Source organism: Prauserella muralis (genome assembly GCF_003202285.1).
Classification (GTDB): domain Bacteria; phylum Actinomycetota; class Actinomycetes; order Mycobacteriales; family Pseudonocardiaceae; genus Prauserella_B; species Prauserella_B muralis.
The window spans coordinates 1,360,383-1,375,126 of the sequence record NZ_MASW01000002.1 but is presented as its reverse complement, the minus strand read 5'-3'; the positions used below and the strand labels follow the sequence as shown (position 1 = coordinate 1,375,126).

Genomic DNA, 14,744 nt, shown 5'->3' with positions numbered 1-14,744 from the left:
TGTTTCTGTACCGAGGGGGAGCGACCCGGCGGGTCACTCCCCCTCGGAGCTTGTCATCGGCGGAGGCCGAGCCGCTGGATCAGCGACCGGTAACGCTCGATATCCACCTTCATCACGTAGTTGAGCAGCCGGCGGCGACGGCCGACCAGCAGCAACAGGCCGCGACGGGAGTGGTGGTCGTGCTTGTGCACCTTCAGGTGCTCGGTGAGGCCGATGATCCGCTTGGTAAGCAGGGCCACCTGGGCCTCGGGGGATCCGGTGTCCGACTCGTGCAAGCCGTACTCGGACAGGATCGCCTGCTTCTCGTCGGTGGACAGCGCCACTCGCTAACTCCTTGGTTGTGTGCCGTGTGCAGTACTGACGCGAGTTCCCGGCCGCCACGGACCGCAGCCGGACTCGACTGTCGAGGGTATCAGGACAGGTTTTCACCCGCCGGGGCGCCGAGCCGGAACCGCTCGACCGTGGTGTACGCGGGACCGCCCGGTCCCGGGTCACTCCGCATGAGCACGACCTCGCCGGCCGTCCAGCGCGGGCTCCGGTAGCCGGCCAGCAGCCGGGTCCACACCGCCAGCGCACCCGGTGCGTCACCCCGGGCGAGCGTCAGGTGAGCCCGGAACTCCCGGTCCTCGCTCTCGGGCCGCACCGCGGCGGCCAGTTCGGCGAGCCCGGCGGCCTGCACCCCGGTCCAGAGTACCCCGGGAAACGTGCCCGCACCCGTGAGCCGCACCGTCGGCGCAGGCAGGCCCGCCAGCCGCTCGCGCAGCCAGTGCGCGCGCGCCACCGGATCGTCGCGGCCGTAGAAACCGAGCGTGAGGTGCCACTGGGCGGGGCCGGTCCAGCGCAGCACGCCCGAGCCCTCGTCGCGCGGGTGCCGGGCGAGCTCGTCGCGCAGCGACGCCACGACCTGCGGCGGCGGCAGCAGCGCGGTGAACAGCCGCACCGGCTCAGTTCCCCTTGGCCGCCCTGCGCAGCAGGTCGGCGATGGCCGGGAAGTCGGGGTCGAGCCGCTCGGCGGCCTCCACGAGGTTCTCGTCCTCGGCGACCTCGCGCAGTGCCGACAGCACGGCCTGGTCGTCGGGACCCGCGCCGACCGGGAAGTTGTCCCTGCTCACGGTGGGCCGGGCCGACCTGACGTCCTCCAGCGCGGCCCGGATGGCGGCCTTGCTGCCGGAGGCGACCTCCGGCGTGAGGACCTTGCGCTCCAGCATGATCAGCCGCGAGAGCACCACCGGGTTGCCGATCTTGGCGCGCCGCCCGCTCATCACCTGGCTGAGCATCGGGGCGCTGATGCCGAGCACCTCGGCGAGGTAGGCCTGGGAGACGTCGAAGGCCACGACCAGCCTGCGCACACGGTCGCCGAGCGGCTCCCCGTACCACTCTCGTTGTAGCGCGATGTTCCGCTGGACGATCTTGTGGTCCTCCACGGTATGCCTGCTCCCCTACGACGGCGTTGTTCAGACCCTCGGCCCGTGAAGCATCTTGCCAGGTCGCGCCCGGTGAGCGGGGCGGAATGCCCCAGGCGTTCGCATTTGCACCCGGCCGGGGAGTGCCCGCTCAGCCGAGGCCGAGCACCTCGCGCGTGCGGGTGACGTCGGCGCCGATCTGCTCCACGAGCGCATCGGGGCTGTCGAACTTCACCTGGCCACGCAGGCGGGCCACGAAGTCGAGCGCGACGTGCTGGCCGTAGAAGTCCTCGTCGACGTCGAGCACGAACGCCTCGACCGTGCGCTCGCGCCCCGAGAACGTCGGGTTGGTGCCCACGGAGACGGCGGCGGGCAGCCGCTGGCCCGGCTTGGCCGAGCGCAGGAACCAGCACGCGTAGACGCCGTCGGCGGGGATGGCGGCGAAGCGCGGTGCCGACAGGTTCGCGGTCGGGTAGCCCAGGTCGTGCCCTCGCCCGTCACCGCGCACGACGATGCCCTCCAGCCGGTGCGGGCGGCCGAGCGCATCGGCGGCAGCGGCGACGTCGCCTGCGTCGATGCACGAGCGCACGTAGGTGGAGGAGAACGTGATCTCGCCGTTGTCGTCGTCACCGGGCAGCTGACGGCCCTGCAGCGTGGCGCCGTGCGCGACGAAGCCGAAGCGTTTGCCCAGCGCGCGCAGCGTCTCCACGTCGCCGGCGGCCTTGTGCCCGAACGTGAAGTTCTCGCCGACGATGACCGCCGCCGCGTGAAGCTTGTCGACGAGCACCTCGTGCACGAACTCGTCCGGGGTCAGCCGCGCCAGATCCGGCGTGAACGGCAGCACGGCGAACACGTCCACCCCGAGCTGCTCGACGAGCTCGGCCTTGCGGCGCAGGGTGGTCAGCTGTGCCGGGTGCGTGCCCGGCCGCACCACCTCGGACGGGTGCGGGTCGAACGTGAGCACCACGCTCGGCAGCCCGCGCTGCCGCGCGGCCTCCACGGTTCGGTTGATCAGGGCCTGGTGGCCGCGGTGGACGCCGTCGAACACGCCGATCGTGACGACGCACCGGCCCCAGCCACCGGGCAGGTCCGTCAAACCCCTCCAACGCTGCACGCTGCGGAGCGTAGCCGCCGGTGGCGGACCGGCCGACAAGCAGGGTGGCGGCGCCACCGGCGCGCCCAAGGTGCCCCCGGGTACCTGACGCGTACCGAGGGTGCCCTTCGGCTCGCCGCCGGGCGATGCCTTGCTCCGCCGAGGGTTGCCGGTTCAGGCGGGAGCGAGGACGACCACGGGGCGGGCCACGTCCCCGGCATCGGCGGCGAGCGCGAGCACCTTCCCCGCGGGGTCGAACACGCCGTAGGTGCCCTCGATCCCGGCGGCGGGGATGCGCTGGCCGTGCCGCACGGCCCTGGCGGTCGCCGCGTCGACGTCGTGCCGGGGGAAGGCCGCCGCCACCGCCTCGTCGAGGCTCAGCGACAGCTCCGGTTCCTGCTCGATGCGGTCCAGCGTGCGCGCGGTGGCGAGCGTGAACGGCCCGACGGTGGTGCGGCGCAGCGCCGCGAGGTGGCCGCCGACGCCGAGGTCGCGGCCGAGGTCCCTGGCGAGAGCGCGCACGTAGGTACCCGACGAGCAGTCGATCATCACGTCCAGCTCGATGCGGCCGGGCGTGCGCCGGGTGGCGAGCAGGTCGAACCGGTACACGCTCACCGGCCGCGCGGGCAGCTCCACGTCCTCCCCGGCGCGTACCCGCGCGTAGGCGCGCTTGCCGTCCACCTTCACGGCGCTGACGGCGCTGGGCACCTGCTGGATGTCACCGGTCAGCGCCGCGACGCCCTGCCGGATGCGCTCGTCGGTGACCCCGGCCGGGTCGGTCTGCTCCAGCGGCTCGCCCTCGACGTCGTCGGTGGTGGTCGACGCGCCGAGGGCGATCGTGGCGAGGTAGGTCTTGCGGTCCAGCGCCAGGTGCCCGAGCAGCTTGGTGGCGCGCTCGATGCCCAGCACCAGCACGCCGGTGGCCATCGGATCCAGCGTGCCGGCGTGACCGACCTTGCGGGTGCCCATGATGCGGCGGGCACGGGCGACGACGTCGTGCGACGTCATGCCGCCCGGCTTGTCGACGACGAGCAGGCCGGGGGCGGGCGCGGGCTTGGCGGGCTGTCGGGACACGGCCGCACACCTTAGCGAGGGGCTCGCTCAGGCCGCGGCGGCGACCCGCTGACGCTCCGGCCCGCGCACGTCCCACGGGCGGCGCCGGATCTGCACGGGCACCGCCTCACCGCGCTCCTGGGCCGCGAACACCGCGGCCCTGGCGCGCAGGTACCAGACGATCATCCGCCAGCTGCCGAACAGCAGCAGCGCCAGTACGGAGCCGAGCGCGACGCGGAAGCTGCCACCGGAGACCTCCAGCAGCACGCCGATGGCCAGCGCCGCGATGGTGGTGGCGACGAAGCCACCGACGTTGACCATGCCGGTGGCGGTGCCCACACGGGGCAGCGGGTTGTAGTCCCTGGCGAGCGCGAACCCGATGGTCGACATCGGACCGCCGAAGGAGATGAGCGCGAACGCGGGCACGAGCACGGCGAGCGGGATGCGGCCCGGCCAGCTCAGCAGCACCGTCCACACGACCGCCATGGTCGCCAGGAAGCCCAGCACGAGCGGCATGCGCGCCTCCGGTTTGCGGCCGACGAAACCGCCCACGAGCGGGCCGCCGATCATCGAGCCGATCACGAACACGGCGAGCAGCGAACTGGCGGTGGTGGCCGCGTAGCCCTGGCCCTGCACGAGGAACGGCACGCCCCACAGCAGCACGAGCACGTTCTGCCCGAACATGGTCGAGAAGTGCGTCCAGAAGCCGAGCCGCGTGCCGGGCACCCGCAGCGCGGTGAGGACCTGCCTGCCGACCTCGCGGGCGGAGGCCGCCTGCGACTCGGTGACCCGCGAGTGCGGGGTGTCGTGCACGCGCCACTGGACGATCGCCACGAACAGCACGGTGACCAGCCCGGCCGCGAGGAACGTCGGCAGCCAGCCGGGGCCGGCGAGCAGCAGGGTCAGCGGCAGGGTCGCGGCGAGGTTGCCGGCGAAACCGAGGGCGCCGGTGAACGCGGTGACCAGCATGTACTGCTTGGCCGGGAAGTGGTTGGCGGCCAGGCGCAGCACGGAGACGAACGTGAGCGCGTCGCCGAGCCCGAGGACGCCGCGGGCGAGCAGCCCGAGGGCGTAGGTGTCGGCGACGGCGAGCAGCACCTGGCCGGAGCCGAGGAAGACGAGCGCCGCGGTGAGGACGTTGCGCGGACCGAACCGGTCGACGAGCACCCCGGTCGGGATCTGCATGGCGGCGTAGACACCGACCTGGAGCACGGTGAACGTGCCGAGTGCGGCGGCTCCCACCCCGAAGCGGTCGGCGGCTTCGAGTCCCGCGACCCCGAACGAGGTGCGGTGGAACACGGCGAGGACGTAGACGAAGGCGGCGGTCAACCAGATCAGCCACGACCGAGCGCTGGCACGCGCGATCGCCGGGCTCCCGGACGACAAGTAGCTCCCTCCAAGACGACGTGGGCGGACTGCGACGAGGACGCCGGCACCGCCGTCCCGCTACTTGTATCGACTAACGATCGCCGAAACATACCCGTTATCAGCGTGTTATTCCTCACGCGCGCACGGCGCCGACCACCGCCCAGTCACCCGACCGCCAGCGCACGACCACGAAGCCAAGGCGCAGCATCATGAACAGCGACAGCCCGGACCAGATGCCCACCAGTCCCCAGCCGAAAGCCAGTGAGGCCCAGATCAGCGGCAGGAAGCCGAGCACGGCGCTGCCCAGGGTCGCGTTGCGCAGGAACGCGGCGTCGCCCGCGCCGAGCAGCACCCCGTCGAGTGCGAACACCACCCCCGCCACCGGTTGCAGCGCGACGAAGAACCACCACGCGTGCGGAATCTCGGCGAGCACGCCGGCGTCGGAGGTGAATGCCCTCGGCAGCACCTGCGACACCGCGGCGAACACCACGCCCAGCACGCAGCCGAGGGCCAGCCCGTAGCCGGCGATCTGCGTGGCCACGCCTTGCGCCCTGCGCCGCGATTCCGCGCCGAGGGCCGCGCCGACCAGCGACTGCGCGGCGATCGCCACCGAGTCGAGCACCAGTGACAGGAACGTCCACAGCTGCAGCACCACCTGGTGGGCGCCGACCGCCTCGGTGGAGGTGCGTGCGGCGACGGTGGCGGCGGACAGGAAGCACGCCTGGAAGGCGAGGCTGCGCAGCACCAGGTCGCGGCCGAGCCGCAGCTGGGCCCACATCACCGAGGGCCGCGGCCGCAGCCCTGCGCGTTCCCTGGCCAGTGCCAGCAGGAACAGCCCACCGGACAGGGTCTGGGCGGCGAGGTTGGCCACCGCGGAGCCCTCCAGGCCCCACCCCACCGGGTACACCAGCACGGGACAGAGCACGGCGGACACGCCGTTGCCGATGAGCACGTAGCGCAGCGGGCGCACCGCGTCCTGCACGCCGCGCATCCAGCCGTTGCCCGCCATCGTGACGAGGATCATCGGCGTGCCGCACAGCGCGATCCGCAGCCACGACACCGCCTCGCCGGTGATTGCCTCGTCGCCGGACATCGCCCTGGCCACCGGCTCGGCCAGCACCTGCCCCACCCCGGCGATCACCAGGCCCACGACCAGCGCGAGCCACGTCGCCTGCACACCCTCGCTGACCGCCTCCGCCCTGCGGCCGGCGCCGTGCAGGCGGGCCGTGCGCGCGGTCGTGCCATAGGAGAGGAAGGTCAGTTGCGTCGACACCAGCGACAGCAGCGTGCCGCCGAGCGCGAGCCCCGCCAGCGGCAGCGCGCCGAGATGGCCGACCACGGCCGTGTCGACGAGGACGTAGAGCGGCTCCGCCGCGAGCACCCCCAGCGCCGGGACGGCCAGCCCGAACACCGTGCGAGCCGGAACGCGCTCCTGGATCACGTTGGCCACCAGGCGAGAGTAGCCACCGGCACCGACACTCGGCGCGGCCCCAGTCATCCGACAGATGCCCGCCGCCTGCCGCCGCCCCTAGCGTCGGCCGCATGAGCGACACGACAACCCCACTGCCGGACCTGCGCCGCGACGACGCCCGGTACGTGCTGGTCAGCACCTGGCGCGTCGGCGACCCGGCGGCACAGCGGGCGGCCGCCGAGGCGGCACTGGCCGAGTGGCGCGGCTCACCGTGGCCACCCGGGCTGCTGGCCCACAGCGTCCTGCTGGGCACCGAGGGGCACACGCTGCTGCACTATTCACAGTGGACGGCCGAGCGGGCCGTGGAGGACTTCCGCCGCGCGGGCCGGGCGGCCCGCAACGCCGGGATCGACGCAAGGATGCCGGGCATCGAGCGCGTGGAGGCGACCGGTTACCGGCTCTACCGCAGCGCCGTCCCCGCCGAGGACGTCCAGCCGGGTGTCGTCGTGCTGGTGACCTTCGACACCACCTCCGCCGAGGTGGGCGAGGGCTTCGTCGACGCGCTGCTGTCCCTGCGCTCGGGTCCCGCCCTCGGTGCCGCGCCGGAGGGCATGCGGGCCAACCACTTCCACGTCGCTGTCGACGGCAGCCGGGTGCTCAACTGGGCCGAGTTCGCGGACGAGGGGGCACACCAGCGCGTCGTGGACAGCAGCCTCCGCGCCGGTGACGAGGTGCCCGGCCTGATCGGGCGCACGCCCGGCCTGACGCCCCTCGGCTTCCGGCGCTACCTGCCCTACGGCACGGCGGTGCCAGGCTGAGCCGCACCGGGCGGGGTCGCCTAATCTTGGCGCGATGCCTGAGTACGCGATCCTCATCCTGCCGTCGGCCAACCGCGTCTACACCGACACCTCGCCGCGGCTGCTGAGCGCCGAGCTGTCGGTGTTCGGCGCGACCGTGCTGTCCACGGAGATCGCCGAGGTGGGGACCCGCGCCATCGGCGGCGCCGAGTACGTCACGTTCACCACCGGCACACCGTTGACCGACGACGACGTCGCGTACCTGTCCAACCTGTCCTCGGCGTATGTCCTGTTCGAACTCACCGGCGAGCTGCTGCGCCCCGTGGAGCTCGCGCCCGCCGACGTGTTCGACTCGGACCTGCTGACGATCCAGAAGTACAGCGGCAAGACCAACGAGCTGTTCACCAAGCTGCTGCTCAACCTCACGGTGCTCACCAGCGACCGGCCGTCGGCGCTGCGTGAGGGCGGGCTGCGGCTGCTGGATCCGTTGTGTGGCAGGGGAACCACGCTCAACCAGGCGATGATGTACGGCTTCCACGCCACCGGCCTGGAACTCGACGCCAAGGACTTCGACGCCTACCAGCAGTTCATCAAGACCTGGCTGCGCACCAAGCGGCTCAAGCACACCGCCGAGGCGGGACAGTTGCGGCGCAACAAGACCCGCCTCGGGCGGCGGCTCGACATCGAGTACGGCGTCACCAAGGAGCGGTACAAGGAGGGCGACACCCGCACGCTCACCTTCCTCAACACCGACACGCTGCACACCGACGAGCTGCTGCGCCGTCACTCGGTCGACGTGATCGTCACCGACGCGCCGTACGGCGTGCAGCACGGCAGCCGCGGCCAGGACGCGAGCCTGTCGCGGAGTCCGCGTGACCTGCTCGCCGCGGCGGTGCCGGTGTGGGAGCGGGTGCTGCGGCCCGGCGGAGCCATCGGGCTGTCCTGGAACACCCACGTGGTGGGCCGCGACGAGCTGGCGGAGATCCTGCGGCGATCCGGCTTCGCGGTGCGCGAGGGCGGCCCGTACGAGGGCCTCGCGCACCGCGTCGACCAGGCGATCGTCCGCGACGTACTGGTGGCCCGCAAGGAGTAGGCGGGCCGGGTCACGCCGGTCAGGCGGTGACGTGGGCGATACCGGGGCGCCCCGCTTCCACGAACACGCTCGCCCTGGTGTGCACGGGCGCTCCGGGCGTGGTGACGTACGGGACCACGCGGTAGTCGGTGCGCAGCTCCCTCGGCGTTGCGGTGATGCGCATGTAGCCGCGCTGGGCGTTGTGGAACCGCATGTGCGGGTTCTCCGCCAGCCACGTGCGGCCCAGGTCGTCCATGTCCCTGCCGTCGGCGCCGGAGCTGACCGACGTGCCGAGGAACTCGGTGCCCACCGCGGGCGAGGTGGTGTCGTCGAAGTCGACCTTCAGGTCGGCGGCGACGCTGCGGTGGGCGTCGCCGGTGAGCACGACGAAGTTCTCGACACCCCGGTCGCGCACGCCGGACAGCAGCCGCCTCCGCGCGGCGTAGTACCCGTCCCAGGTGTCCATGCCGAACGCCTGCACAGGCCCCGCCTCGTGGTCGGCCTGCATCATGAACACCTGGTTGCCCATGATCTGCCACGTCGCCGCCGACCGCTGCATGCCGCGCAGCAGCCACTGCTCCTGCTCCTGCCCGAGCATCGTGCGCTCCAGTTCCAGCCGTTCGACGCAGTCGATACGCCGCCCGTCGCCGCACGCCTGGTCGTCGCGGTACTGCCGGGTGTCGACCATGCTGATCTGCGCCAGGCCACCGAAGGGCACGTGCCGGTACAGCCGCATGTCGGGCCCGTGCGGGCGGGACGTCAGCCGCAGCGGCATGTTCTCGTAGTAGGCCTGGAAGGCGGCGGCCCTGCGCTGGAGGAACACGGCCGGGTCCTGGTCGGGTTCGCTGTCGGCCTGGGAGATCTCGTTCGCCCAGTTGTTCTCGACCTCGTGGTCGTCGAGCACGACCAGCCACGGGGCCGCGGCGTGCGCGGCTCGCAGGTGCGGGTCGCTCTTGTACTGGCCGTAGCGCACGCGGTAGTCGGCCAGCGAGAACGTCTCGGCGGCAGGCAGGTGACCGCGGCCGAGGCGCCCCTGCGCCGCGCCCTCGTAGATGTAGTCGCCGAGGTGCAGGACGACGTCGAGGTCTTCCTGCGCCAGATGCTGGTAGGCGGTGAAGTGCCCGTCGGGGTAGTTCTGGCAGCTGACCGCGGCCAGGGACAGCGAGGTGAGCCGGGCGTCCTGGCGCGGCGCGGTGCGGGTGCGTCCCACCGGGCTCAGCTCGCTGCCGACGCGGAAGCGGTACCAGTACTCGCGGTCCGGGCGCAGGCCGCCGACCTCGACGTGCACCGAGTGCCCGAGTTCCGGCGTGGCCTGCTCCGCTCCGGCGCGCACGACGTGGCGGAACCGTGGGTCCTCGGCGACCTGCCACGCGACGCTGACGGCCTTGCCGGGCATGCCGCCCGCACCGTCGGCGGCCACCGGGTCGGGTGCGAGGCGGGTCCAGAGCACCACCCCGTGCGGGTCGGGCTCACCCGAGGCGACCCCGAGGCTGAACGGGTCCTCGCGGAACCGCGGCGTGGCCCACACCGCGGAGGTGGAGGCGCCGGCGAGGGCCAGCGCGAGCGTGCCACCACCGGCGAGGGCGAGAAAACGGCGTCGGTCATGCGGCTGAGCGATCATGCGCTCATCCAGCCAAAGCAGTGTGGCGAGCGCGGGAGCGCCGGGCCAACGCGGCGTGACGGCGCGGCGAAGACCAGGCCCTGGCCGCAGCCGCGTTCAGCTGTGGGCCGCCCCGCCGACCAGCTCGACCCGGCAGTACGCCATCGCCGAGCGGGCCAGCCTCGCATCGGAGGTGACAAGCGTCAGCGCACGCGCTTCGGCGAGTGCGACATAGGGCGCGTCGTAGGCGGCGATGTTGCCTCGAAGCTGCCACATCCGCGTCAGGAGTTCATCGAGTGAGACGGTGTCGATGCCGAGTCGCGGCAGGCGCTCCACGGCACGGACGGCGGACTTCTCGGTGAGTTTGCCGCTCAGGGAGAGCCCGCGGACGACCGAGAACACCTCCGCCTTCCAATGCTCGGGTGCCGCCCACTCGACATCCCGGCCCAGTACCGCACGGGCACGGCGACCACGCTCGTCGGCGTACAGCAGCAGGTTCGCCAGCACTGACGCGTCGACGACGATCACGCGGCGCCGCCCGGTGCCTCCGCGCCACCGGCGATATCGCGCCCTGCGCGGGCCTGCGCCAGCAGGTCGGCCGCATCCGCCGCGTCGGCATCTGCGCCACCGCCCTCGGCCAGCTCGTCCGCGATCTCGGCCAGTAGCTCCCGGTTCCGCCCGAACTCGGCCTGCCGTTCGAGAACGGCAAGGAGAAACGCTTGCAGTGACTGACCGCGTTGACGCGCGTCGCGCGCCAACGCGGCTTTCGTGTCTTCGGGAACGTCCCGGATAGTCAGCACAGCCATGCATGCATTATGCAGTCATAATGCAGGCAAACGCAAGATCGGACGCGGAAGTCCTACTCGGACTCGGGGTCCTCCTCGCGGGGCGCGCGGTACGGGTCCGGCTCGCCCGCCGGCTTCGCGCCCGTCGCCTGCCGGGCCACCTCGGCGTCCGCCTCCCTGGCCTTGGCGAGCAGTTCGTCGATGTGCCGCGCGTCGGCGGGCACGTGGTCGGGCACGAACGTCAACGTCGGCGTGTAGCGCACCCCGGTGCCCTGGCCCACCTTCGTCCGCAGCACGCCACGCGCCGACTCCAGCGCGGCGGCGGCACCGGCGAAGTCCGGTGCGGCGTCGAGGCTTTCGCCGAGCACCGTGTAGTACACCGTGGCGTCCCGGAGATCACCGGTGATCCGCGCGTCGGTGATCGTCACGTTGCCCAGCCGCGGGTCCTTGACCTCGTGTTCGAGCGCCGACGCGACGATCTGCGCGATGCGCTTGGCCAGCCTCCTGGCACGAGCCTGATCGGCCACAGAGATCCCCTCCTATTCGTCGTCCGGGCCCAGCAGCCTGCGGCGCGCGGACAGCAGCTCGACATCCGGCCGGGCCGAGACCAGCCGCTCACAGGCGTCCAGCACGTCTCTCACCTGCTCGCCGTCGGCGGATACCACGGCCACTCCGATCAACGCCCTCCGGTGCAGGTCCAGATGACCCGCCTCGGCGACGGAGACGTCGAACCGCCTGCGCACCTCGGCGATCACCGGCCGCACCACCGAGCGCTTCTGCTTCAGCGACCGCACGTCGCCGAGCAGCACATCCAGTTCCAGTGCACCTACGAACATCGGTGTCGTCGCGACGGGGGACGAAGACCCGCGGGGCCCGGACCGCTCCGGGCCCCGCGGGCCGTGTCCGTCACGCGCGAGGCTTCTCGCGGTGCTCGTACGTCTCGATCACGTCGCCGACCTTGATGTCGGAGAACTTGCCGAGCGTCAGACCACACTCGAAGCCGTCGCGGACCTCCACCACGTCGTCCTTGAACCGCCGCAGCGAGTTGACCGGCAGGTTGTCGGAGACCACCACACCGTCGCGCAGCAGGCGGGCCTTGGCGTTGCGGCGGATGTGGCCGGAGGTGACCAGGCAACCCGCGATGGTGCCGTGCTTGGAGGACTTGAAGACCTCGCGGACCTCGGCCGCGCCGAGCTCCACCTCCTCGTACTCCGGCTTGAGCATGCCCTTGAGAGCCTGCTCGATCTCGTCGATCGCCTGGTAGATCACCGTGTAGTACCGGACGTCGACGCCCTCGCGGTTCGCCCGCTCGGTCGCCTTGCCCTGTGCCCGCACGTTGAACCCGAGCACGATCGCGTCGGAGGCCGTCGCCAGGTCGATGTCGCTCTCGGTCACGCCACCGACACCGCGGTGCACGATGCTGAGCTCGACCTCGTCGCCGACGTCGATCTGCATCAGGGACGCCTCGAGCGCCTCGACGGTACCCGAGTTGTCGCCCTTGATGATGAGGTTGAGGCTGTTGGTCTCCTTGAGCGCGGAGTCCAGGTCCTCCAGGCTGACGCGCTTGCGCTTGGCCGCGTTCTCGGCGTTGCGGATGCGGGCCTGGCGGCGCTCGGCGATCTGCCGGGCCACCCGGTCCTCCTCCACGACCAGGAACGTGTCACCCGCGCGCGGCACCGAGGTGAAGCCGATGACCTGCACCGGCCTCGACGGCGTCGCCTCGGTGACGTCGCGGTTGTACTCGTCGACCATGCGGCGCACGCGGCCGTAGGCGTCACCCGCGACCACCGAGTCGCCCATGCGCAGCGTGCCGCGCTGGACCAGCACCGTCGCCACGGGGCCGCGGCCACGGTCGAGGTGGGCCTCGATCGCGACGCCCTGGGCCTCCATGTCCGGGTTGGCCCGCAGGTCCAGTGCCGCGTCCGCGGTCAGCAGGATCGCCTCGAGCAGCCCGTCGATGTTGATGTTCTCACGGGCGGAGATGTCGACGAACATGGTGTCGCCGCCGTACTCCTCGGCCACGAGCCCGTACTCGGTGAGCTGCTGGCGGATCTTCTGCGGGTTCGCGCCCTCCTTGTCGATCTTGTTGACCGCGACCACGATCGGCGCCTTCGCCGCCTGGGCGTGGTTGATCGCCTCCACCGTCTGCGGCATGACCCCGTCATCGGCGGCGACCACGATCACCGCGATGTCGGTGGCCTGCGCACCACGGGCACGCATGGCGGTGAACGCCTCGTGACCCGGGGTGTCGATGAAGGTGACGAGCCGCGGCTCGCCCTCGAGCTCGGTCTCGACCTGGTAGGCACCGATGTGCTGGGTGATGCCACCGGCCTCGCCCTCGTGGACCTTCGTCTTCCGGATGGTGTCCAGCAGGCGGGTCTTACCGTGGTCGACGTGACCCATCACGGTCACCACCGGCGGCCGCACCTGCAGGTCCTCCTCGTCACCGGCGTCCTCGCCGTAGGTGATGTCGAAGGCCTCCAGCAGCTCGCGGTCCTCCTCCTCGGGGCTGACCACCTGCACGTTGTAGTTCATCTCCGTGCCGAGCAACTCCAGCACGTCCTCGGAGACCGACTGCGTCGCCGTGACCATCTCGCCGAGGTGGAACAACACCTGCACCAGCGAGGCCGGGTTGGCGTCGATCTTCTCCGCGAAGTCGGTCAGCGAGGCACCACGCGGCAGCCGGATCGTCTCGCCACTGCCCTTGGGCAGGCGGACGCCGCCGACGCTGGGCGCCTGCATGTTCTCCATGTACTCCTGGCGCTTCTGCCGCTTCGACTTGCGGCCCTTGCGCGAGGGACCACCGGGACGGCCGAACGCGCCGGCCGCACCACCGCGACCGCCGGGGCCACCACGGCCACCGCGGAAGCCACCACCGGCGGGCGCACCGCCGGGGCCGCCGCGGAAACCGCCGCCGCCACCGCCGCCGCCGGGGCCACCGCCACCGCGGAAGCCGCCGCCACCGCCGCCGGGACCACCACGACCCGCACCGGGGCCGCCCCGACCGCCGCCGGGGCCGCCACGGCCACCGCCGGGGCCACCACGGCCGCCACCGGGACCGCCCGCCGGACGAGCGGGCCGGGTCGGCATCATGCCGGGGTTGGGCCTCGGCGGCATGTTGCCGGGGCTGGGCCGGTTGCCGCTCGGGGCGCCGCCGCGCGGACCCGCCGCGGGACGCTCACCGCCGGGCCGCTGCCCGCGCTCGCCGCCCTGCTGACCTCCGCCGGGACGCTGCGAGGACGGCCGCGGCGGGGGCGAACCCGAGCCGACGCCGAACGGGTTGTTGCCCACCCTCGGCGGGCGCGGACCCGGCTTGGGGCCGGGCTTGGGGCCCTGCGGCTTCGGCGGAACGACCGAACCGGGCGAGGGCTGCTGCTCCTGCTTCGGCGGGGTCGCCCTGGCCGCGGGAGCCTGCTCCTCCGGCTTCGGGGCCGGGGGCTTGGGGCCGGGCTGCGCCGGTTTCGGACCGGGCTTGGGCCCCGGCTTGGGGGCCTGCTGCGCGGACCGGTGCTGCGCGGGCCGCTGGGGCTCGGACTGCTGCTGCGCGGGCGGCGCGGGCTTGGTCGAGCCGGCCGCCGCGCTCGCCGACGCCGAGCCGTTGCCGCTCGGGGCGGAGGAGCGGCCGGACTTGCGGTCGCTCTTGCCGTCCTTGCCGACGAACGCGTCGCGCAGCCGCCGGGCGACGGGCGCCTCGACGGTGGACGACGCGGACTTCACGAACTCGCCCTGCTCCTTCAGCTTGGCGAGTACTTCCTTACTGGTGACACCGAGCTCTTTCGCGAGCTCATGTACACGGGCCTTGCCTGCCACTGCTCTCCTCAACTGATGAGGCCGGGCGGCAACAACCCGCTCGACCTCGTCCTATCGTCGCGCGTTCATGGCTTCAGCTTCACGGCTGACTCATGACGGGTCGACCTGCTTCCTTGTTCCGACTGGACGCGGGAGGGTCCCGCGTCCACGCTTTCCCCGGCGAGCCGCTCCAGGTGGGCCCGAAGCCCACCGGTGTCGAGCGCTCCCTGGACTCGTAACGCCCGGGGAAACGCCCGCCGCCGTTCCGCCTTGGACAGGCATCCGAGGTCGGGGTGCACCCACGCACCACGCCCCGGCAGCCGCCGCCGCGTGTCGACGACGACCTGCCCGTCCGCCGCGATCACCCGCAGCA

16 protein-coding genes are annotated in these 14,744 nt (G+C 72.3%); 2 read left to right on the top strand and 14 right to left on the bottom strand.

The window, feature by feature from the left end; translation table 11 throughout:
- Positions 1-53: 53 nt before the first annotated feature.
- The 7 genes from rpsO to BAY60_RS17630 form a co-directional block, all read right to left on the bottom strand.
- Positions 54-323 carry a 30S ribosomal protein S15 gene (rpsO, locus tag BAY60_RS17660; RefSeq protein WP_112281995.1) on the bottom strand — a complete coding sequence of 90 codons (270 nt, stop codon included), beginning with the start codon at positions 321-323 and terminating at the stop codon, positions 54-56.
- A gap of 89 nt (positions 324-412) precedes the next feature.
- Entirely contained in the window at positions 413-940 is a 528-nt protein-coding gene (gene thpR, locus BAY60_RS17655) for an RNA 2',3'-cyclic phosphodiesterase (RefSeq protein WP_112281994.1), read from the bottom strand.
- A 4-nt stretch (positions 941-944) separates the two neighbouring features.
- On the bottom strand, positions 945-1,424 hold the full coding sequence (locus BAY60_RS17650; protein ID WP_112281993.1) for a helix-turn-helix domain-containing protein: 480 nt from the start codon (positions 1,422-1,424) through the stop codon (positions 945-947).
- Positions 1,425-1,554: 130 nt separating this feature from the next.
- A complete protein-coding gene (locus BAY60_RS17645; protein ID WP_112281992.1) occupies positions 1,555-2,517 on the bottom strand; it encodes a bifunctional riboflavin kinase/FAD synthetase in 963 nt (320 codons plus the stop codon).
- A 153-nt stretch (positions 2,518-2,670) separates the two neighbouring features.
- Complete coding sequence (gene truB, locus BAY60_RS17640) at positions 2,671-3,570, bottom strand: tRNA pseudouridine(55) synthase TruB (RefSeq protein WP_112281991.1); 900 nt, start codon at positions 3,568-3,570, stop codon at positions 2,671-2,673.
- Positions 3,571-3,597: 27 nt separating this feature from the next.
- The gene (locus BAY60_RS17635; RefSeq protein ID WP_245992582.1) at positions 3,598-4,878 is read right to left on the bottom strand and encodes an MFS transporter; all 1,281 of its coding nucleotides are present in this window, start codon (positions 4,876-4,878) and stop codon (positions 3,598-3,600) included.
- 172 nt (positions 4,879-5,050) lie between these two features.
- The gene (locus BAY60_RS17630; RefSeq protein WP_112281989.1) at positions 5,051-6,415 is read right to left on the bottom strand and encodes an MATE family efflux transporter; all 1,365 of its coding nucleotides are present in this window, start codon (positions 6,413-6,415) and stop codon (positions 5,051-5,053) included.
- Positions 6,416-6,459: 44 nt separating this feature from the next.
- Between BAY60_RS17630 and BAY60_RS17625 the strand changes: the two genes are divergently transcribed.
- Positions 6,460-7,146 (top strand): antibiotic biosynthesis monooxygenase, encoded by a 687-nt coding sequence (locus tag BAY60_RS17625; RefSeq protein ID WP_112281988.1) that lies wholly within the window; start codon positions 6,460-6,462, stop codon positions 7,144-7,146.
- Positions 7,147-7,180: 34 nt separating this feature from the next.
- Positions 7,181-8,218, top strand: coding sequence for a TRM11 family SAM-dependent methyltransferase (locus tag BAY60_RS17620; RefSeq protein WP_112281987.1), 1,038 nt, complete (start codon positions 7,181-7,183; stop codon positions 8,216-8,218).
- 19 nt (positions 8,219-8,237) lie between these two features.
- Here BAY60_RS17620 and BAY60_RS17615 read toward each other — a convergent pair whose 3' ends face one another.
- The 7 genes from BAY60_RS17615 to BAY60_RS17585 form a co-directional block, all read right to left on the bottom strand.
- Positions 8,238-9,818: an alkaline phosphatase D family protein gene (locus BAY60_RS17615; RefSeq protein ID WP_112281986.1), complete on the bottom strand. Its 1,581-nt coding sequence runs from the start codon at positions 9,816-9,818 to the stop codon at positions 8,238-8,240.
- 96 nt (positions 9,819-9,914) lie between these two features.
- Positions 9,915-10,325 carry a type II toxin-antitoxin system VapC family toxin gene (locus BAY60_RS17610; RefSeq protein ID WP_112281985.1) on the bottom strand — a complete coding sequence of 137 codons (411 nt, stop codon included), beginning with the start codon at positions 10,323-10,325 and terminating at the stop codon, positions 9,915-9,917.
- The gene (locus BAY60_RS17605) at positions 10,322-10,603 is read right to left on the bottom strand and encodes a FitA-like ribbon-helix-helix domain-containing protein (protein ID WP_112281984.1); all 282 of its coding nucleotides are present in this window, start codon (positions 10,601-10,603) and stop codon (positions 10,322-10,324) included. The genes BAY60_RS17610 and BAY60_RS17605 overlap by 4 nt, the downstream gene beginning before the upstream one ends.
- A gap of 53 nt (positions 10,604-10,656) precedes the next feature.
- Positions 10,657-11,109, bottom strand: a complete 453-nt coding sequence (gene rbfA / locus BAY60_RS17600) for a 30S ribosome-binding factor RbfA (RefSeq protein ID WP_112281983.1) — start codon at positions 11,107-11,109, stop codon at positions 10,657-10,659.
- A gap of 12 nt (positions 11,110-11,121) precedes the next feature.
- Positions 11,122-11,418: a DUF503 domain-containing protein gene (locus BAY60_RS17595; protein ID WP_112281982.1), complete on the bottom strand. Its 297-nt coding sequence runs from the start codon at positions 11,416-11,418 to the stop codon at positions 11,122-11,124.
- Between the two features lie 70 nt (positions 11,419-11,488).
- Complete coding sequence (infB, locus tag BAY60_RS17590) at positions 11,489-14,392, bottom strand: translation initiation factor IF-2 (protein ID WP_112281981.1); 2,904 nt, start codon at positions 14,390-14,392, stop codon at positions 11,489-11,491.
- A gap of 65 nt (positions 14,393-14,457) precedes the next feature.
- Positions 14,458-14,736, bottom strand: a complete 279-nt coding sequence (locus BAY60_RS17585) for a YlxR family protein (protein WP_245992660.1) — start codon at positions 14,734-14,736, stop codon at positions 14,458-14,460.
- Between the last annotated feature and the right edge of the window lie 8 nt (positions 14,737-14,744).